Annotated in this window: 21 protein-coding genes; 7 read left to right on the forward strand and 14 right to left on the reverse strand. The window is 46.8% G+C overall.

All coding sequences use genetic code 11. The annotated features are described in order from the left end of the window. Positions 1-152: 152 nt before the first annotated feature. Complete coding sequence (locus GYX26_RS00685) at positions 153-572, reverse strand: DoxX family protein (RefSeq protein WP_174827642.1); 420 nt, start codon at positions 570-572, stop codon at positions 153-155. A gap of 109 nt (positions 573-681) precedes the next feature. Here GYX26_RS00685 and GYX26_RS00690 point away from each other — a divergent pair, with 109 nt between their 5' ends. Further along, the gene (locus GYX26_RS00690; RefSeq protein ID WP_174827643.1) at positions 682-1539 is read left to right on the forward strand and encodes a LysR family transcriptional regulator; all 858 of its coding nucleotides are present in this window, start codon (positions 682-684) and stop codon (positions 1537-1539) included. A 31-nt stretch (positions 1540-1570) separates the two neighbouring features. Then, complete coding sequence (locus GYX26_RS00695) at positions 1571-2839, forward strand: glycerate kinase (protein WP_174827644.1); 1269 nt, start codon at positions 1571-1573, stop codon at positions 2837-2839. 190 nt (positions 2840-3029) lie between these two features. Here GYX26_RS00695 and GYX26_RS00700 read toward each other — a convergent pair whose 3' ends face one another. Continuing rightward, complete coding sequence (locus tag GYX26_RS00700; RefSeq protein ID WP_174827645.1) at positions 3030-3866, reverse strand: HNH endonuclease signature motif containing protein; 837 nt, start codon at positions 3864-3866, stop codon at positions 3030-3032. A 235-nt stretch (positions 3867-4101) separates the two neighbouring features. Between GYX26_RS00700 and GYX26_RS00705 the strand changes: the two genes are divergently transcribed. Beyond that, positions 4102-4476 (forward strand): hypothetical protein, encoded by a 375-nt coding sequence (locus GYX26_RS00705; RefSeq protein WP_100113769.1) that lies wholly within the window; start codon positions 4102-4104, stop codon positions 4474-4476. A 107-nt stretch (positions 4477-4583) separates the two neighbouring features. On the opposite strand, the gene GYX26_RS00710 is transcribed toward GYX26_RS00705, so the two are convergent. The 4 genes from GYX26_RS00710 to glnE all read right to left on the reverse strand — a co-directional run bounded on the left by GYX26_RS00710 (position 4584) and on the right by glnE (position 9241). Next, the gene (locus tag GYX26_RS00710) at positions 4584-5060 is read right to left on the reverse strand and encodes a GNAT family N-acetyltransferase (protein ID WP_174827646.1); all 477 of its coding nucleotides are present in this window, start codon (positions 5058-5060) and stop codon (positions 4584-4586) included. A 10-nt stretch (positions 5061-5070) separates the two neighbouring features. Then, a complete protein-coding gene (locus GYX26_RS00715; RefSeq protein ID WP_174827647.1) occupies positions 5071-5736 on the reverse strand; it encodes an HAD family phosphatase in 666 nt (221 codons plus the stop codon). Next, entirely contained in the window at positions 5733-6401 is a 669-nt protein-coding gene (hda, locus tag GYX26_RS00720) for a DnaA regulatory inactivator Hda (protein WP_100113766.1), read from the reverse strand. The genes GYX26_RS00715 and hda overlap by 4 nt, the downstream gene beginning before the upstream one ends. Positions 6402-6547: 146 nt before the next feature. Then, positions 6548-9241, reverse strand: a complete 2694-nt coding sequence (gene glnE / locus GYX26_RS00725; protein ID WP_174827648.1) for a bifunctional [glutamate--ammonia ligase]-adenylyl-L-tyrosine phosphorylase/[glutamate--ammonia-ligase] adenylyltransferase — start codon at positions 9239-9241, stop codon at positions 6548-6550. Position 9242: 1 nt separating this feature from the next. Between glnE and GYX26_RS11505 the strand changes: the two genes are divergently transcribed. Then, complete coding sequence (locus tag GYX26_RS11505) at positions 9243-9365, forward strand: hypothetical protein (RefSeq protein ID WP_255453828.1); 123 nt, start codon at positions 9243-9245, stop codon at positions 9363-9365. A gap of 85 nt (positions 9366-9450) precedes the next feature. Here the strand turns inward: GYX26_RS11505 and GYX26_RS00730 are convergent, their stop codons facing one another. The 8 genes from GYX26_RS00730 to pcnB all read right to left on the reverse strand — a co-directional run bounded on the left by GYX26_RS00730 (position 9451) and on the right by pcnB (position 17715). Next, the gene (locus tag GYX26_RS00730) at positions 9451-9930 is read right to left on the reverse strand and encodes a peptidylprolyl isomerase (protein WP_100113764.1); all 480 of its coding nucleotides are present in this window, start codon (positions 9928-9930) and stop codon (positions 9451-9453) included. A gap of 94 nt (positions 9931-10024) precedes the next feature. Then, complete coding sequence (rep, locus tag GYX26_RS00735) at positions 10025-12025, reverse strand: DNA helicase Rep (RefSeq protein WP_174827649.1); 2001 nt, start codon at positions 12023-12025, stop codon at positions 10025-10027. Positions 12026-12111: 86 nt separating this feature from the next. Then, positions 12112-12771, reverse strand: a complete 660-nt coding sequence (gene ung, locus GYX26_RS00740; protein WP_100113763.1) for a uracil-DNA glycosylase — start codon at positions 12769-12771, stop codon at positions 12112-12114. Positions 12772-12857: 86 nt separating this feature from the next. Next, on the reverse strand, positions 12858-13682 hold the full coding sequence (gene thiD / locus GYX26_RS00745; RefSeq protein ID WP_174827650.1) for a bifunctional hydroxymethylpyrimidine kinase/phosphomethylpyrimidine kinase: 825 nt from the start codon (positions 13680-13682) through the stop codon (positions 12858-12860). 172 nt (positions 13683-13854) lie between these two features. After that, positions 13855-14646 (reverse strand): 3-methyl-2-oxobutanoate hydroxymethyltransferase, encoded by a 792-nt coding sequence (gene panB, locus GYX26_RS00750; protein ID WP_100113761.1) that lies wholly within the window; start codon positions 14644-14646, stop codon positions 13855-13857. A gap of 585 nt (positions 14647-15231) precedes the next feature. Next, entirely contained in the window at positions 15232-15864 is a 633-nt protein-coding gene (locus GYX26_RS00755) for a deoxynucleoside kinase (protein ID WP_100091052.1), read from the reverse strand. 13 nt (positions 15865-15877) lie between these two features. Next, entirely contained in the window at positions 15878-16384 is a 507-nt protein-coding gene (gene folK / locus GYX26_RS00760; protein WP_174827651.1) for a 2-amino-4-hydroxy-6-hydroxymethyldihydropteridine diphosphokinase, read from the reverse strand. Next, the gene (gene pcnB / locus GYX26_RS00765; protein ID WP_174827652.1) at positions 16381-17715 is read right to left on the reverse strand and encodes a polynucleotide adenylyltransferase PcnB; all 1335 of its coding nucleotides are present in this window, start codon (positions 17713-17715) and stop codon (positions 16381-16383) included. The genes folK and pcnB overlap by 4 nt, the downstream gene beginning before the upstream one ends. Positions 17716-17921: 206 nt before the next feature. Here pcnB and GYX26_RS00770 point away from each other — a divergent pair, with 206 nt between their 5' ends. From GYX26_RS00770 to GYX26_RS00780, 3 genes are read left to right on the forward strand one after another with little or no spacing between them, the layout of a single operon-like run. Then, the gene (locus tag GYX26_RS00770) at positions 17922-18107 is read left to right on the forward strand and encodes a DUF3460 family protein (protein WP_100091055.1); all 186 of its coding nucleotides are present in this window, start codon (positions 17922-17924) and stop codon (positions 18105-18107) included. A 17-nt stretch (positions 18108-18124) separates the two neighbouring features. Then, positions 18125-18793, forward strand: coding sequence for an O-methyltransferase (locus tag GYX26_RS00775; protein WP_174827653.1), 669 nt, complete (start codon positions 18125-18127; stop codon positions 18791-18793). Positions 18794-18823: 30 nt separating this feature from the next. After that, the gene (locus tag GYX26_RS00780; protein WP_174827654.1) at positions 18824-19489 is read left to right on the forward strand and encodes a tetratricopeptide repeat protein; all 666 of its coding nucleotides are present in this window, start codon (positions 18824-18826) and stop codon (positions 19487-19489) included. The last annotated feature ends 20 nt before the right edge of the window (positions 19490-19509 follow it).

Raw genomic sequence — 19509 nt, forward strand, 5'->3', positions numbered from 1 at the left:
CTGACAGTTTTTTCAAAACTGGCATAATTTTACTAGCATTGCGCGTACCCGGCTGATATTGCTGTCCAAAAGCACAGTTCCAGCAGGTATGTCAGCTACATACCTGCTCCTATATACATTAGAAAATCAATTACTGACGCTAATCCAAAAAATTATTTACGCTGGTTATCCAGTGCCAAACAGCCGCCACCTGCAACAGATAGATACAGAAAAATAAAGCAGTATAATACCGCCATCTCTCCCTTATTCAATTGTGGCATAAGCAAAGTATGGATACCGGCAGACGGCATATGAATAAACAGGTACGCTACTGCCATCTGGCCGCAGAGAATAAAAGCCGTAGGCCGCACAAACAAGCCAAGCAACAATAAAACACCACCAATTAACTCCAACACACCTGCCGCGCCCATCATCGAGAATAGCGGCACCGCACCATGTCCATCAGTCATCGATAGCGGCCATTGCCAGAATTTCGCCGTGGCATGCTGAATATACAAAAACCCTGTAACCATACGCAGTAAACCTAGCGCATAGCCAGCTCCCTCATCATGAATTTTTTGTGCATTAATCATGGTAATCCCTTCTCTTTATTCTTAAAAAAGAAAACGATAGCGTATTGAATTTACCATTGAGAAACGATATTATGGTTATAGAATAATTATTTCCTGTAAAGAAAAATAAATGGACACATTACAAAGCATGTGGGTTTTCCGTAATGTAGTAGAATTAGGCAGCTTTACCAAAGCAGCTGAATTCATGGATATTTCCACTGCAATGGCCAGCAAGCACCTGCATCATCTGGAAAAAAGCATACAGGCGAAACTGCTCAACCGCACCAGCCGCCGCATCAGCCTTACCGAAGCCGGGCAGGAATACTATCACCGCTGTGTAGAAGCACTTGATACGCTTACCGAAGCCAAACACATTGCTCAGGCTGGTACAATCAAACCACAGGGTTTGCTTAAAATTACCGCCCCCAACTGGTGTGCCTCACGTCATTTTGGCGAACTGATGGCCGAATACCGACAGCAATATCCGAATGTAAGTTTATCCATCTACCTCGACAGCCGGCGTACGGATTTAGTGGCCGAAGGAATCGATCTGGCTCTGCGCGTTACCAATCATCCCGAACCAAACCTGATTGTCAAACCCATTACCAAAATTGATTTTTTATGGGTAGCCAGCCCGCAATATCTGCACCAGCACGGTATACCGCACACCATCGCCGATCTGAAACAGCACTATGGCCTGTTACCACAGTATGTCCATCTTGATTTACCCCTTATCCCTGCTTGCACCAGCAACAGCGCCCTGCTATTACACCAGATGGCACTCAACCATATGGGACTGGCCTACCTGCCCGAGTGGATGATAAAAGAAGATATCGAACACCAGCGCTTACAAGCTGTTGACCACTTCGCTTGCCCCCAAAGCCATACTCTGTATGCCGCCTATATGAACCGCGAATTTCTCAGTGCCAAAGTACGCAGCTTTATCGACTTTCTGGCCATGAAATTTGCAACCGACCAAAACCACTAAAATTCAACCAAACAGCCCTAGGAGAAACTGCATGCTCAACCACGCCAACGCCATCAGCTTTTTACAGCAACTGTTTCATTACACCGTCAAAGAAGCCAGCCCGATTAATAAAATGAGCGCGTGGCTGCCAGCACAAAAACCCCGTGGACGGGTAGTTGTCGTAGGCGCAGGCAAAGCAGCAGCAGCTATGGCCGCTGAATGGGAAAGAATCTGGCCACAGGATTATCCGCCACTATCCGGCGTAGTTGTGACCCGTTACGGCCACAGCGTACCCACAAAGCATATCAAAGTACTGGAAGCCAGCCATCCCCTGCCGGATTCTGCCGGACAGGCAGCAGCTCAGGCTTTACTCAATGCGGTAAGCGGGTTAAATGCAGATGATCAGGTATATTATCTGGTATCAGGCGGTGCCTCAGCCCTGACCACCCTGCCGGTAGCGGGTATTACACTGGCCGATAAACAATACATCAACCGCCAGCTGCTCAGCCACGGCGTCCCCATAGAAGCCATGAATACCCTGCGCAAACATCTGTCGCGCATCAAGGGCGGCCGGCTGGCAGAAGCTGCTGCGCCAGCACACATCACTACACTGGCCATATCCGATGTAGTCGGCGACGATATCAGCACCATCGGTTCCGGCGCCGCAGTAGCTGATCCAACCACACTGGCCGACATTGAACATATCGAAAACCAGTATCAGCTCAACCTGCCTGCCAGTGTAGCCACCTATTTACACACAGCCGAAGCAGAAACGCCTAAAAAACTGCCTAACAGCAGCGCACATATCATCATTACCCCGCATCAGGCTTTCAGCGCCGCGCAAAACTGGGCACAAAATCAAAACATCGATGTACTTTATCTGGGCGACCGTATTGGTGGCGAAGCACGGGAAGTTGCTCAGGTCATGGCCGGAATTGCCCTGTTTCAGCGTCATCAGCGCCAGAACAGCAAACCACTGTTAATTCTCAGCGGCGGAGAAACCACCGTTACTCTGAACCAGCAACAGGGATGTGGCGGCCGTAACAGCGAATTTCTGCTGGCACTGGCTATTGCCCTGAATGGTGCCGATAACATCTATGCCCTGGCCGCAGACACCGACGGCATTGATGGCAGCGAAGACAACGCCGGCGCATGGCTTACCCCAGACAGCCTGCTCAAAGCACAGCAGGCCGGACTATGCGCTACTACCATGCTCCAGCAACACCGTGCTTACGACTTCTTTGCCTCAACAGAACAACTACTGCTAACCGCCCCCACCCGCACCAATATCAACGATTTTCGTGCCATACTGGTGCTATAACAAAATTGAATACAACATATGTTACTTACTTATCAGCATTCACCCACCAAAAGGCTGAATAGTTAATGTTATTCAACGTCATATTGGAAAAATTAAATTAATAAATATAAATGGTTTTTCCTAAAATATTTTTTGATAATTTGGTTGATATATATTGCTTGTTTATTCCACAAACAAATTTTTTCCAGAATTAGAAATTTGTATCTAATAAGTGCTGACGATTGCGGGCAATTGCAGTTAATTTCTTAATATCATTTTCATCTTGCACAATATGCATCTTTCGATGGCAATTAGGACATAGGGCTACTATATTATCTAATGAATCTGCGCCGTTTTGCGATAGCCATATTACATGATGACATTCCAAATAAGGTTGTTGGTCTTTATTAGCAAAAGGTGCAGGCTGTTCACATAAGTCACAATAACCTTGAGCTTGGCGCTTTACATATTCTACTAACTCCATACTGCGCCGATAGCGCGGTGTTTTCACTGTTATTTTATTAGCCTGTTTAAATTCTAGCGTTTGTTGTTGAATCTTAGCTACTAGTCTTTTATCTGATAAGCGCTTTAATGCTGATAATTTATCACTTTCATGATGGTTTATCATTTCAACGGGTAAGCCACCTTGCTTCAATCGCAGTGGAAAAATATAAACTTGGCGCCATTGGTTGCTCACATCTAATTGTTGAGCAATATAAGGCTCACCAGCTTTGAGCATTTCACCTATATATGTATATTCATGTTCTTTTAATACTTCAAAATAGTGTACTTGCACACCATTATTCTCAATATTAGCTAAAGTTTTGTTTTGGGCAAATTCCAAAGACTGATTACCCAATTGCCCCATACCAGTGTAATGTAAAATATCATCTTCCCATACATCGTTATATACAGAGTCGAGATGATTAGTAATGAGCACTAATGTGTTTGTTTTATTTGATTTACGCATCCCACCTTGTGGTGAACAGAGAAATAATTCGCACATCTGCTTATTATTTAAAATAGTGCCTTGAGCCAAAGTAATCATAAATCTTTATTGTTTGCATAAAACATCAATTGTTAATACTTTAAAACAGTTTATTTAAAATGCCAACACGATGATTGCGATGTGATATACAACTGGATGTTTAATTTCAATCTTTTGATATTGCGGCAATTAAAGTAATTTATTATTCAAAGGATTATGTTATAGCACCTCTTTTACCATGTATTATTAATAGTGTAGCTATTTTCAATAACAATACTGAAATAGGAAATATGCTATGACTAAATTATCACCACAATTGGCAGACGGTGCCGCCACTCTTCTGCTCAATGCTCAGGCTGTAGGTATTATTCGCAATCCAGATTTATCGGTAGCAGAAAAAGCCAGACTGATTAGCCCAGAAGACCTTGCACTGCTGCTACACTGCTGCGAATCAGAAGATTATATTTTGCAGGAACTAATGCAAATACTGGGCAAGCTGTTAATAGAACGTGAAAATCTGGGTGGCATGGCTACGGTAAGTATGGCAGAAATGCTAAGTTTTTCTGGCAGTTTAAATACGCTGATAGGAGGATTGTGGTACTGTGTGGCGGAAATCAGGCAACAGGCACTTGCTATTAGCCTATATCATGCGAGTACCATAAAACAATAATGCATTCAGGCTAAAAAGCAGCCAGTGTATCCGTTTGACAGATATACTGGCTTTTTTGCCGCATACCGGCGTGATTCACAACTATTTATGCAGCTATGTTCCGAGTATTACAGGGTTAGCTCCATCTGGATATTCACTCTGTTAAATGAGCTGGGATGGTCAGTGATTTCTTTAAAGCCAGCTTTCTGGTACAGATGAATGGCCGGTTTCAGGCTGGTATGGCTTTCTATATACAGTTTTTTTGCGCCCTGCTCTCGCGCTTTGGTTATCACGGCCTCTATTAGCTGTGAACCAATGTGCTTGCCCTGAGCTTCTGGTGCCACAGCCAGTTTGGCCAATTCAAAATCGTAGGGATCACCATCCAGTTTTACCAGCGCGCATACGCCTACGGGCTTTCCATTATCCAGTGCAACCAGTATGTAGCCACCTTTTTCAATGATGGCCTGTTTGGGATTATCGAGTAACTGATAATCGCGGTCATCCATTTCAAAGTATTTGGCTATCCATGCTGCATTTAAATCCCGAAAAGCAGACTGATAGCGGTCGTTATAATCGACAATCTGCATTTTTTCTGTTGCGCTCATGCTGCATCCTTTACATGAAATTGAGTATCGGCCAGCCATGGTGGCGCGCATATTGCGCCAGTTTTTCATCAGGATTAACGGCCACTGGGTCGGTTACTTCTTTCAGCAGTGGCAGATCATTGTGCGAATCACTGTAGAAATACACTTTGGCAAAATCGCTCAGCTGCTGCCCGCGCTGTACCAGCCATTGTTGCAGGCGGGTAACTTTGCCCTCTTTAAAGCTGGGTGTGCCAATATAGCGTCCAGTGTAATTACCTGCTGTATCCGTTTCTAACTGTACGCCGATAATATTCTGAATACCAAATGTTTTTGCAATCGGAGCGATAATAAATTCATTGGTAGCGGATAACAGCAACATTTCATCACCGGCATCACGATGCCCCTGTACCAGCATTTTTGCCATGGTAGAAATATGCGGCACGATAAAGTCGCGCATGTATTCGGTATGCATTTCATCCAGTTCGGCACGGCTGAAACGTGCCAGTGGAGCGAGCTGAAATTGCAGAAATTCATCTATATCCAGACAGCCATTGAGATAATCCTGATAGAATTTGTCGTTTTTCATATCGACAAATGATTTGTCTACCAATCCTTTTTGCAGCAGATATTTCGGCCATTCATTATCCGAATCACAGTTAATCAGGGTGTTATCAAGGTCAAAAATAGCCAGATTCATGCATGTTCCTGTTGTTTGAGTAGCTGGCGCAGTAATGTGAGGGTGATGCGCCGTCCTTGCGCCAGTGAGTAGTCATTCAGGGTATTGAGCATCAGAAGCAGGCTGTCCAGATCACGCCGCCAGTGAGCAAGCAGGTAGCGGATAACTTCGGCATCCACTGGTATCTGCCGCGCATGTGCCATGCCTACCAGAGCATTGAATTTTTCATCATCGCTTAATGGCTTGATTTCGTACACCAGACAAAAGGCCATGCGTGTACGTAAATCTTCACGAATCATGAGCTGCTGGGGCGGGATAGCTGAGCTCAGGAGTAAGTTACCACGACGGCTGTTACGAAAATGGTTGAAGAGAGAAAACAGTTGCTGCTGCTCGGTGGCACTAAGTAATTCAATCTGGTCTACGGCAACGTAGTCAAGGTCAAACAGCCAGTAGCCAAGGCCTTCTCTGGCGGCATCAACATATTCAGCTTTCAACCCGCGCGACTGTGCCTGTGCCACCCATGCTTTGAGCAAATGGCTTTTACCGCTGCCGGCCTCCCCCCAGACAAAAACAAATGGGTCGGCCTGCTGTTGTAATACGTAAATCAGTTCTGCATTGGTATGGCCAAGAAATTTATCAAATCCGGGATAGCTGCGATCATCAAAGTCAAATATCAGTTGGTTCACTACGGTAGACCAGTTTGAAAAGGTAGTGCGGCCTTTGATTGTACGCTGTCTGCTTTGTTTATTTCAAGCAGCACAATGGAGTAATTCTGCTGAGGAATAAGGATTTTATGTCTGCCAGTACTGTTTGGGCAGATACATGGAAATATTCATTCAGCCGGCACGGCGGCAAATACTTGTGTCCATAGCTGCTTCACTACCTGATAATGCGCCAGTAAAGTGGTGTCTATGGGGGTAGTGACGGCATCACGCAGGCGGGTATTATGCTGTTGCTGACGATAATAGCGGTAGGCAGCGCGGCTGGCTTCGGCCAGACTGCTGTCTACCAGTCCCAGTTCGGCTGCGATGCTGAGCAGGGCAATATTGCCGTAATTCTGTAATAATTGCGGGTACTGATGTGCATAGGCCAGTATCAGATACTGCACGATGAATTCGACATCCACGACGCCACCACGGGCATATTTAACATTACTGGCAACGGGCGGATGAGTAGGAAACATTTTTTCACGCATAGCAATGATTTCAGCGCGCAACTCATCTGTATCACGCTGGCGGCACAGGATTTCGTCCCGCACCGCATCAAAGCGGGTACCCACTGTACTGTCTCCGCCAATAAAGCGCGCCCGGGTTAAGGCCTGATGCTCCCATATCCACGCACTTTCGCGTTGATAGCGTTCAAATGCCTGTATATGGGTAACAGTAAAACCTGAATCGCCGTTCGGACGCAGGCGTAAATCAATATCATAGAGCATACCGGCACCAGTAGGTACGGTAAGCCAGCTAGTCAAACGGCGTGCCAGACGGGTATAGATATCGATAGCATCCGGATGATCATCGGCAAATACATAAACCAGATCCAAATCAGAGGTATAGCCTAGCTCTTTGCCACCCAATTTGCCATAGCCAATCACGGCAAAATGAGGAGTATCGGTGTGCCGGCGCGGCAATTGTGCCCACACTCTTGCCAATGCGGTTTCAATGATTAAATCGGCCAGAGCAGAAAGCTGGTCAGACAATGCTTCCACCGTCCACAAACCCGCCAAATCCTGCACAGCCAGGCGGAAAGTCCACGCATGCTGAAACCGGCGCAAAACATCCATTTGTGTTTCAACATCCCCATGGCAGTCATCAAGTACGCGTACCAGTTCCTGTGCATGTGCTGCCCAGTCGGTATCTATGCGCATTAATTCATTGCTGAGCAGTTCATCCAATAACACCGGATGCTGTTGTAAATAGGTAGCCACCCAGCTACTCTGGCTCATCAGTCCGGCCAGTTTTTCCAGCGCTTCCGGATGTTCATGCATAAAGGCCAGATAGGAGCTACGCCTGCCTATGGCTTCGAGAAAATCCAGTAAGCGGGTTAATGTGGTGTCGGGCTGGGCATATTTGGCTGCCACACTAAGCACAGATGGTATCATTTCATCAAAACGCTGTTGCGCTGCGGGCGATAACTGTCGGTACTGACTACCATGATGTAGCTGTTGCAGACGCGGCAATACCTTTTTAGCATCAAATCCATACGTTGCCAGTAGGGCTGTTTTTTCTTCGCAGTCGCTTTCATCCTGCCATACGCGTACCATATCCGGGTTTTGTGGCTTGGCTTTATCATCCGGATCAATAAATATGGCATTAAAAATCTGGTTTACAGCCTCTCTGTGCTGATTCAGTGCAGCCAGATAATCGGCATAATTGCCATAACCCATACTCTGTGCCAGCATTTGCTGTTGTTCTGCGCCTGTGGGCAGCATCTGGGTTTGCTGGTCATCCCAGTATTGTAACCGGTGCTCGGTATCACGCAGAAAATGGTAGGCTTGCAGCAAGGTATCCACGTTATCCTGTTGCAGCATGCCTTGCTGTAACAGTGTTTGCAGGGTTTCCTGTGTACCTTTCAGTTGCAGGCTGCGTACTTGTCCGCCACGTATCAACTGGAAAATCTGTGCGACAAATTCCACTTCGCGGATGCCACCAGCACCAAGTTTGATATTATCGGCCATGCCCTTTCGGGTAACTTCGCGCTGAATCTGCTGATGCAGGCTGCGCATGGCATCATAGGCATTAAAATCCAGATATTTACGGTACACAAACGGCCGCACCAGTGCCGCTATATTATTCGGATAATCAGTAATCAGGCGCGCTTTTGTCCATGCATAGCGCTCCCATTCCCGCCCGTGCTGAATCAGATACTGTTCCAGTGCCGTTTCATTAATCACCAGCGCTCCGGCATCACCATCAGGACGCAGACGCATGTCAACACGAAAAACCTGCCCGTCGCCAGTAATATCATTTAACAAAGCGATGATTTTCTGACCAACTTTGGTAAAAAATTCCTGATTGCTTTTCTGTCGTTTGCCATTGGTGTCACCGGCTTCGGGAAAAACAAAAATCAAATCAATATCAGAAGAAACATTCAGTTCATAACCACCCATTTTGCCCATACCCACTACACTGAGGCGCTGAGGCGTGGCACTGTGATAACCAATCGGTTCGCCATACAGGCCAGCATAATAGGCATGCGCATACTGCTCGGCAACATTAATGGCAAAATCAGCCAGATGGGTAATGGTGGTGGTAACTTCAGCCAAATCACTCACGCGCGCCAAATCCCGCGCCATGATATGTGCCATCACATAACGGCGCAGCAGGCGTAACTGCCGTGCCAGTTCGGCTTCATTTTCACTGACCTGTAATTGCCCCCAGTCAGCAAAATCATGAAAATCATCTGCTGTCAGACGCCGTTGCAGCCATGGATAAAGCTTATCCTGATCAAGTAAATGATTATCCAGTAAACGACTAAGAAATAGTGAATATGGGCGGGCAGTGGCGAGAATTTGTGCGGGAGTCATGATGCTATCAATAAGAAAATTAACGCATGGTTACATCATACCGTCTGGCTCTGGCGCTGTGAACTGGCAGCCAAAATACAATCGTTTTCTGTCTGCCCGCGCAACACTGGCCAGCGCCAGTTAATAGGTAAAAATAAAGGGAATATTCAGCCCTGAGCGAATATTCCCTTTATTTGTGCGGTACAGCCACTACGTGGCTGTATCAGTCATTAGTGGTGATGGTCGTGCGCGCCATGCACATGGCCATGTTCCAGCTCTTCAGCAGTAGCTGGGCGAATGTCTTTCACCGTTGCGATAAAGCGAATGCGCTGGCCTGCCAATGGATGATTACCATCCACCACTGCTTTGCCATCAGCCACATCGGTAATGCGATATACCATTACCTCACCAGTTTCCGGGTCGTCAGCTTCAAACATCATGCCCACTTCCACTTCAACCGGAAAAACATCCAGCGGTTCAATGCGAATTAAATCTTCTTCCTGTTCACCAAATGCATCGTCCGGTGCCAGTGTTACATCCACTACATCGCCTACTTCTTTGTCATGTAACTGTTCTTCCACCAGTGGAAAAATACCATCATAACCACCATGCAAATAGCTAATCGGTTCTTCAGTTTTGTCTATCAGCTGGTTATCAGCATTAAACATTTCATAATCCAGCATCACAACAGAGTTTTTGGCGATTTTCATAACATTTTTCCATAATAAACTGCATTCGCAGCAAACAGTGTCTAGTTTAACATGGAACAGGCAAAGCCACATGCAACAGCCGTAAAGTGCACTATCAGGATTGCAGACTATTCAGCCGCGCCATCATACTGGCCAGAATACTTTTGCCTTCCGACTGGCTAACAATGGGTTCACTGCCCTTGCGTCCAAGTAAACGAATATCTTCAGCCGGCATCTCGTCAATAAAACGGCTGGGTTCATGAAATTCCCATGAACCGGCACGTTTGCGTTTATGACAATGGGTCAGCGTCAGGGTTTGCCGTGCCCGGGTAATACCCACATACATCAGCCGGCGTTCTTCATCAATATTGCCTTCTTCCACACTGTCGGCATGGGGGAAAACGCCTTCTTCGCAGCCCACCAGAAATACATGCGGATATTCCAGTCCTTTGGAAGCATGCAGCGTTGACATGCTTACCATATCTGCATCTTCATCTTCTTTGCCCTCAAGCAATGTCATCAGTGCAATCGTCTGAGCTATTTCAAGAATATTTTTGCCGTCTTCTTCGCCTTTTTTGCCTATCCAGCCAAGTAAATCCCGAACATTGCACCATTTGATTTCTCCGGCGCGCCCTTCTTCGGTATTGAGCAGATGTGCCTCATAAGCGATATCAGCCAGCAGATTATGCAGCAGGCTACCGGCTGCCTCTGTACTGGCACGTGCCTGATAATCAGCCAGCATAGCCATAAACTGCTGTAAAGGTTCGCGGCTTTTTGGCGACAGTTCTGCTAAGGCATCCATACTGCGTGCTGCCTCAAACAGACTACATTGTGCCACTTTGGCATAATTATTCAGTTTGGCCAGCGTGGTTTCGCCCACTCCTCGCCGCGGTGTCGTCACTGCGCGTAAAAATGCCGGATCATCATCGGGATTGGCCAGCAAACGCACATAAGCGAGCACATCCTTGATTTCAGCCTTATCAAAAAAACTTTGTCCGCCGGAAAGCCGGTACGGGATACGCCGGCTGCGCAAGGCTTCTTCAAATACCCTTGCCTGATGATTACCTCGATACAAAATAGCAAAATCCCGGTAATGCACTGCATCACCACCAACCAGCTTCTGATGGGCAATCCGGCTTACCACCAAATCAGCTTCATGGCTTTCATTTTTACAGGCAATCACATCAATCATGTCGCCAAGGCCATATTCACTCCATAAGGTTTTGGCAAATAGCTTGGGATTATGCGCAATTACCTGATTGGCAACCCGTAATATGCGTGCTGTAGAGCGGTAGTTCTGCTCCAGCTTAATAATTTTCAAATCCGGATAATCCTGCTGTAACAGGCGCAGGTTTTCCATATTGGCGCCACGCCATGCATAGATACTCTGGTCATCATCACCCACGGCGGTGAATTTACCCTCCGCGCCGGTAAGCAGACGCATCAAGGCATACTGGCAGGTATTGGTATCCTGACATTCATCTACCAGCAAATAACGCAAACGTAATTGCCATTTATAACGAATCTCTGCCTCATTTTGTAACAGCTCAACCGGAATGCGGATTAAATCATCAAAATCCACCGCCTGATAACTGGTCAGGGTATCCTGATAGGAAGCGTATAGCTGCCCGATCTGATGTGTCCACGGGTCTTCTGCCTGCTGAATAATCGTTTCAGGTGTGAGTAGGCTGTTTTTCCACAGTGAAATCTGGTGTTGCGCTTTAAATACCATTTCCCGGCCGCTACTACCCAGTAACTCGCTGATAATTTTGCCAGCATCAGCACTGTCCAGAATGGAAAACTGTTTCTTATATCCGGCCGCAGCCGCTTCTTCGCGCAGAAAGCGCATGCCCAGTGAATGGAAGGTACATATGGTCAAACCACGTGTTTGCGGTTTACGCAATAAATGCCCCACCCGCTCTTGCATTTCGCGTGCTGCTTTATTGGTAAAAGTGATAGCGGCAATCTGCTGTGGCGGATAATTTGCCTGAGTAATCAGATAGGCAATTTTCTCGGTGATAACACGCGTCTTGCCGCTGCCGGCACCAGCCAGTACCAAGAGCGGCCCAGCAAGATAATGAATGGCTTCGTGTTGTTGCGGGTTTAGATTTAACATGGTTTTAATGATGCTTTCCAGCAAGGCAGAACAAGGTTATTTACCTGAAAACCGTAGCTGCGGCATGCTGGCCGATAAACAGCATACTATAGCTGCCAGTCTATCGGAGTCAGGCCGTGCTCTTGCAGGTATGCATTGGCTTTGGAAAAGTGCTTGCAGCCAAAAAAGCCCCGATAAGCCGATAACGGCGAGGGATGTGGCGCAGACAATACCAGATGCTTATGTCGGTCTATCATGGCACCTTTTTTCTGTGCATGGCTACCCCACAGCATAAATACCACGTGCTCACGCTCGGCATTGAGCACAGCAATAACCCGATCAGTAAAAGTTTCCCAGCCCAGTTCAGCATGTGAATGCGCCTGTCCGGCGCGTACGGTTAAAACAGTATTCAGCAGCAGTACTCCCTGTTCTGCCCAATGCTGCAAATAACCATGCTGTGGAATATGAAAGCCGGGAATATCATCCGCCAGCTCTTTATAGATATTGACTAATGAAGGTGGAATGGCAATACCCTGCCGTACAGAAAAAGATAAGCCATGTGCCTGTTGCGGACCATGATAAGGGTCCTGCCCAAGAATCACCACCTTAACCTGAGCAAACTCAGTTGCCTTGAATGCGTTGAACACATCCTGAGCAGGCGGATAGATTACCTTGCCGGCCAGCCTCTCCGCGCGTACCACTTCAAGAATATGCTGAAAATATGGTTGCTGTTTTTCTGCACCAATTGCCTGATGCCATGTCTGCATTAGCACTCCCCTGTCTGAAAAATGGCAATTACTGCCTTACCCTGATTAGCTGTCAAGCAGCCAATTTTAGCATACAGATGAAACCACTAATCACGTTTTATGCGCCAGAAATGGGCTAACGGACCATAACCATGTCCAAGATGCCAGTGCTGGCCCACCTCAATCGCACCATGCACATAGCTTTTAGCTGCTGCAACCGTATTGGCCAGATTCTCATGCTTGGGGCGCAATGCGGCTATCGCAGCTGAAAGTGTGCAGCCGGTACCATGGGTATGAGAAGTATTAATCCGTAAACTTTTGAAACACACTGGTTCGCAATCCACCTCCAGCAGCCAGTCAGTAGCTTCTTCAGAATCATTACGGTGCCCGCCCTTTACCAGTACAGCCTGACATCCCTCATCCAGCAATATCTGCCCTTGTTCCAGCATTTCCTGATCCGTGGTGGCAATCGGTTTCTGTGTTAGCGTAGACAGTTCAAACAAGTTAGGCGTAACAATATCAGCCAGCGGCATTAGCAGTTGCTTCAATGTCTGTACTGTATTCTCTATAGACAATGCCGAACCAGACGTAGCCACCATCACCGGATCTAACACAGTAAAAGGCAGATGATACTGCTGTAGCGTCTTTGACACTTTACGAATACTGTCAGTGTCGGCGAGCATACCGATTTTAACCGCATCAATCCGAATATCCGACATCACAGCAGCACACTGCGCCTCAATCATATCCGGAGGTACAACCATAACCTGATGTACACCGAAAGTGTTTTGCGCAGTAATGGCGGTAATGACACTGGTGCCATATGCGCCAAGTGCAGCAAAGGTTTTTAAATCCGCCTGAATACCAGCACCACCACTGGAATCAGAACCAGCAATAGTCATTGCACGAGGGTAAGGCTTGGCCAGCGCCATAGGCATCTCTCTAAATATTTCTATTAGTCAACGAATTAACTTATATATACTTCCTGCAAAAAAAACAAGCCTGTAAAAATATCCGCCCGCTGCCCAATCTGCCCGTTTGTAAAGACAAAATTGCGCAAAGCGGGGATGCTTTCAAATAAAAACAAAAAATTAACTAAAACAATCAGTCAGTAAAACTGTGCTCTACGCCCGGAAAAACTTTTGCCTTTACCTGATTTACATAAGTACTGATTGCCGCCTGAATAGTGTCATGCCCCTGCATAAAGTTTTTAACAAATTTAGCTGTTTTACCCGGATAAATACCCAACATATCGTGCATTACCAGTACCTGACCATCACAATCCACTCCAGCACCGATACCGATGGTTGGGCAGCTTACTGTAGCAGTAACCTGTGCTGCCAGCTGTCTGGGTACACATTCCATCAACACCATATCCGCCCCTGCCTGAGCATGCGCCTGAGCATCAGCCAGCAATTGTGCCGCAGCCTCACCACGCCCCTGCACTTTATAGCCGCCCAGCGTATGAACGGATTGCGGAGTTAGGCCAATATGCGCACAAACCGGGATACCACGCTGCTGCAAAAACTGCGTGGTTTCTGCTATCCACGCACCACCTTCCAGTTTAACCATGTGCGCACCAGCCACCATCAGACGTACCGCGGCAGCAAAAGCCTGCTCCTTACTTTGCTGATAGGCACCAAACGGCAAATCAGCCAGAATCAGTGCCTGCTGATTACCACGCGCCACCGCTGCCGTGTGGTAGCAAATATCCTCTACACTAACCGGTATGGTAGAAGTCTGCCCCTGTACCGCCATGCCGAGTGAATCACCAATCAGCAGCACATCAACACCTGCATCGCTCATCAGGCGGGCAAAGCTGGCATCATAACAAGTCAGCATAGCAATTTTTTCGCCAGCTGCTTTCATCTTTCTTAAAGTGTGAATAGTATGCATAAACAGATAAATCCGTTAATTATGTTCATTAGAAAAATACTGCCGGTGGCTACTGCTTATTTACCTGTCGTCAGCACACTGACAAAAGACATCTGTGTAAGTTAACGCAAATAGCATCCAGCCTGGATTAATGACCGGCAAAATACCACAGCCGCCCGCCATACCAGAGCAGATTAACAAACATTTTGCCAGCAGCCGCATTTTCATTAGCCTAATAAATAATCTCTAACATTTAATTCAATTCGAGCAAAATAATCAGGCTATGCAGCTAAAATCGGCAGCACTCGTTTACCACCAGACTTTATCTGTTTTATTTACTGCTGAATTTTGCGTCCAACAACCAATTATTCAGTTAGCCAATATACAAAAACTGTACTTTTCCAATGGAAAAATACAGTTCGCTACCATGCTCATTTGTAAATCAGTCTGCTAAATACCAGACAAAAAGCATAATATCATTGATATATTTTTACCTAGGTTAAACAGCGTAGCTAGCTAAAATAGCACATTTACGACAGACACAGGCTACAATAATTACCAAAACCAGCAGATATTAACAGCCTTTTCGGAAGCTACATCAGAAAGTTACTCGCTCAAATTCAGATAGTTGCGACTACCCTTCATATTGGCAATGGTATTGAGCAACAGCTCAAAATGGTCGTCATTACCCAGAAAATCCAGCTCATTGGTATTAGCAATTAACAGAGGCGCGTGCTGGTATAAATGAAAAAAACGACGATACTCTGCATGAATCTGTTGTAAATAACCCGCAGGAAACAGGTTTATCATCCCATCTTCACGCTGATGCAGACGCCTGTCCAGTAAATCATCATCTGCTTCCAGATAAATCACCAGATCGGGTACTGGAAATTTCGGCATCACTTTCTGTTTGATTTGCCAGTACAGAGTCTGTTCACCTTCACGCAAAATTACCGGTACATATATCTGGTCTTTTTCCAGCAGAAAATCAGCAATAATCCGTGAACGCCGCTCATCCTCAGCATAAATCACATTGATTGCCTCACAACGACGCATCAGAAAATGCATCTCGGTGGCCAAGCCATGATTAGTGGCATTCAGATAAAATTTTTCCAGAAACGGATTGCTTTCCGGTATTTCCGATAACAGCAAGGCATCGAAATACTGCGCCAGACGACGGCTTAAAGCTGATTTGCCACTGCCTATAGACCCTTCTACGACAATGTAGCGATAATCCATATTTTCCTCCGCCCTAGTCCTGACCGTCTGCAATAATGGTCACCGCATCTGGCTGTGCCTTCAATAATTTTGCGGCCAGAGTTGAGGCACTACCGTGTGTACCAATTACATAATACGGCGCAATAGCCGCAAGCGGAACCATCACAAAGGCACGCTCATGCGCACGCGGATGAGGCAGAACCAAATCAGCATCATTAAAAATCTGATGATGATAATCAATCAGATCCAAATCAATTACACGCGGGCCATTAGGGATATCGCGTACCCGGCCCTGCTGCTTTTCCAGTTTTAGCAAGGTGTGTAACAGCTCCGATGCACTCAGCGAGGTATGAACCAATACCGCCGCGTTAACAAAATCAGGCTGGTCAGTCAGCCCTACAGGCTTAGTAGTGTAAAGTGGTGAAATTGCCTTAACTCGAATTCCTTTAACCTGATTTAAAGCAGCCATGGCTGCTTCAACCTGCTGGCGCGGATTTTCCAGATTAGCCCCTAAAGCAATAACCGCTGTCACTGTATTCATGCTTCCTCCTGCTTAGATTGCTTAGTTCGTTTGTTACGATATCGTTTTTGTCTTATTGATGTTTTTTCCATTTGCATGGCAGTACCAATCAACTGCTCACGTTCTGTATCCGAGCCATGCTGAAAAGCCTGCCACCATTGAACAACTTCTTGTGGCACTTCTCCCAGATTTGCACGCAGACACATAAAATCAAAAGCGGCGCGAAAACGCGGCTGGCCAAGTAAACGATAAGGCCGTGCCCCACGCATAATTTCAAACTGAGGTTGTAAAGACCAGATTTCACGCATGGTAATACTATACCGCTGCGGCACACCCCAGCGTTTGTCCACATACTGGCGCTCCGAAGCGATTGCCGCATTCATAGCCGCATTGGTACGCATGCCAGCAGCCTGTTCGCGCTGCCATGCATCTCTGATATGCGGCCATAATACAGCAGCGAGTACAAAGCCCATCGAAACCGATTTATCTGCCCGCAGACGTTCATCCGTATTATGCAGAGCCAGTGCAACAATATTATCATTACTTTCACCGCCCGGCATCAGTGCATCCAGCAATGGATGAACATTTTTCAGCCCAAGAACAGCCATCTGGTGCAGACATGCTTGCGCATTGCCACTGAATAAAATCTTCAGCACTTCGTCAAATAGCCGGGCTGGCGGTTCACGCTGTAGTAACTGCGCACATTCAGCAATCGGCCTAGACGTATGTTTATCGACAGTAAAATCAAGTTTGCCTGATAGTCGGGCCGCACGCAACATCCGTACCGGGTCTTCCTGATAGCGTTCCAGTGGATTGCCGATCATCACCAGACGCCGGTTACGGATATCTTCAACGCCATGATGGAAGTCCAGAATAACCTGACGTTTCGGATCATAGTACAAAGCATTGGCGGTAAAGTCGCGGCGCATTGCATCTTGCTCAAGGGTGCCGAAACTGGCATCTTTCATAATCCGACCCAGCTCATTGTGGCTGTTGACGACTCCACCCCGGAAAGTTGTTACCTCAATCGTTTCAGGACCCACCATAACATGTACAATCGGAAAACGCCGGCCAATAATGCGGCTGCGCCTGAACAGCTTACGTACCTGTTCAGGCGTGGCATTAGTCGCCACATCAAAGTCTTTAGGTGTCACACCAAGCAACAAATCACGCACGGCACCACCCACCACATAGGCCTGATATCCTTCTTTCTGCAAGCGGGCAATTACTTTTTCCGCAGCAAAACTAAGCTCATCTGCCTGAATATGATGTTGTGCTAATGGTATTTCCCGTTTTCTGCCACCGCGGGCAGTCTTTCGCGGTAAAACCCTGTGTAACCACTTTGTTAGCATAAATAATACAATAATTTATGAAAAAAATACTCGCGTGCCGCAGCAAACACGACCGATAAAGCGGCATAGTATAACCTATCTGTTCACCTCTCATCATTCCCTGCTGCTAAAACCAGTGCAATTAGACCGGCATCTACACCAGTACGGCCTAATTTGTATATAATAATACTCTCGTTTCTGAATACCATATCCAAGAAGAAACCAATATGTACAATTATCAGTCTGACACTACCCAATTTCTGAATGAATTTATGGCTAAACACCCCGAAGAAGCTCAGGTTCAGCTAAAACATCGTGCCATGTTATGGGATGTTCAGCTCAATCCAGAAGATGAAGCAAACTTCGCCGCAGCCAAACTGCCAAAAAAAGGCTATACCTATCTGACTGAATAATCGCTGGCTGGTCTGTCATGAGTCAACATACCTGTCTGAGTACGCCGGCACTGGAGCAATATCTGGCCGGGATTAATCCTGTAGAAGAGCCATTGCTGGTACAGCTGCGGGCTGAAACTGCGCGGCATCGCAAGGGCGCCATGAGTATTGCACAGGAACAGGCAAAATTAATGGTATGGCTGGCACAGCTAATTCAGGCACGCAACTATCTGGAAATCGGTGTATTTACCGGCTACAGTAGTACAGCAATGGCACTGGCACTGCCTGAAGACGGGCACATTACAGCCTGCGACATCAATGTTACTTATACCGATATTGCCCGTCGCTACTGGCAGCAGGCTAATGTCAGCCACAAAATACAGTTACACCTGCAACCGGCGCTAATCACACTGGATAAATTGATTGCCAGTAATCAGACCAATCATTACGACATCGCACTGATAGATGCCGACAAAACACCCACTCCCCATTATTTTGAACGCTGCCTGCAATTGGTTCGTCCCGGCGGCATTATTGCCATAGATAATGTGCTGCTGCATGGCCGTGTTGCTCAGACAACCGGTGGTGGTGAGTCTGAAAGTGTCCTTATCATGCGTAAGTTTAATGCTGGCCTGATACACGATCAGCGCATACGCCCATTAACCATACCGCTAGGCGATGGCCTGACACTTATTCAGAAAAAATAATAACGATTACCCAGAGGAGAAAAGCATTTCATGCCACTTTCAAACTATCGCCATTTCAGTCTGGCCCTAATAGCCATTCTCACCATCAGCGCATGTAGCACCATGCCTTCCTCTGGCGCACCGGTTACCGTCACTTCAACTAAATCAGCAGCTGATACTACCCAAACTGCTGACCAGCTCAGCCAGATTCAGACACAACTGGCCAGCCTGCAAACCCAGATTGATGGTCTGCAAAATCAGATGAACGATATTCGCCAGCAACAGACAACCCTGTCGCGTTATATAAATGTACGTATTCCGGCCAGTGAGGGGAGTGCGACCAGCGACTCGGCCGCTAACGACAATACCAGCGAAGCACGCCGCTTATACAATGCAGGGCTCTATGCACAAAGTATCCGGCTGCTTAAAAATGCTGATAGTGGTGGCAATGGCAGCGCTTCGGCACAGGAACGCATGTGGTTACTCCTGCAAAGCCATACCCGATTAAACAACTGCGAATCGGTTATCAATATTGGCAAACGCTTTACCAACCTATTCCCGCAGAACAGCCATAGTCCTAATGCTCTGTATCAGGTGGCACAATGTCAGGCACATTTACAGCAGCAGGATATTGCCCGTACCACCTATCAGCACATTATCAGCAGCTACCCCAACAGCAGTGCGGCCAGCAGAGCCAGACATCTGTTAAAAAAATAACCCGTTATAGTAAATAAGGT

This window comes from Snodgrassella sp. ESL0253, from assembly GCF_013344965.1.
GTDB lineage: Bacteria > Pseudomonadota > Gammaproteobacteria > Burkholderiales > Neisseriaceae > Snodgrassella > Snodgrassella alvi_B.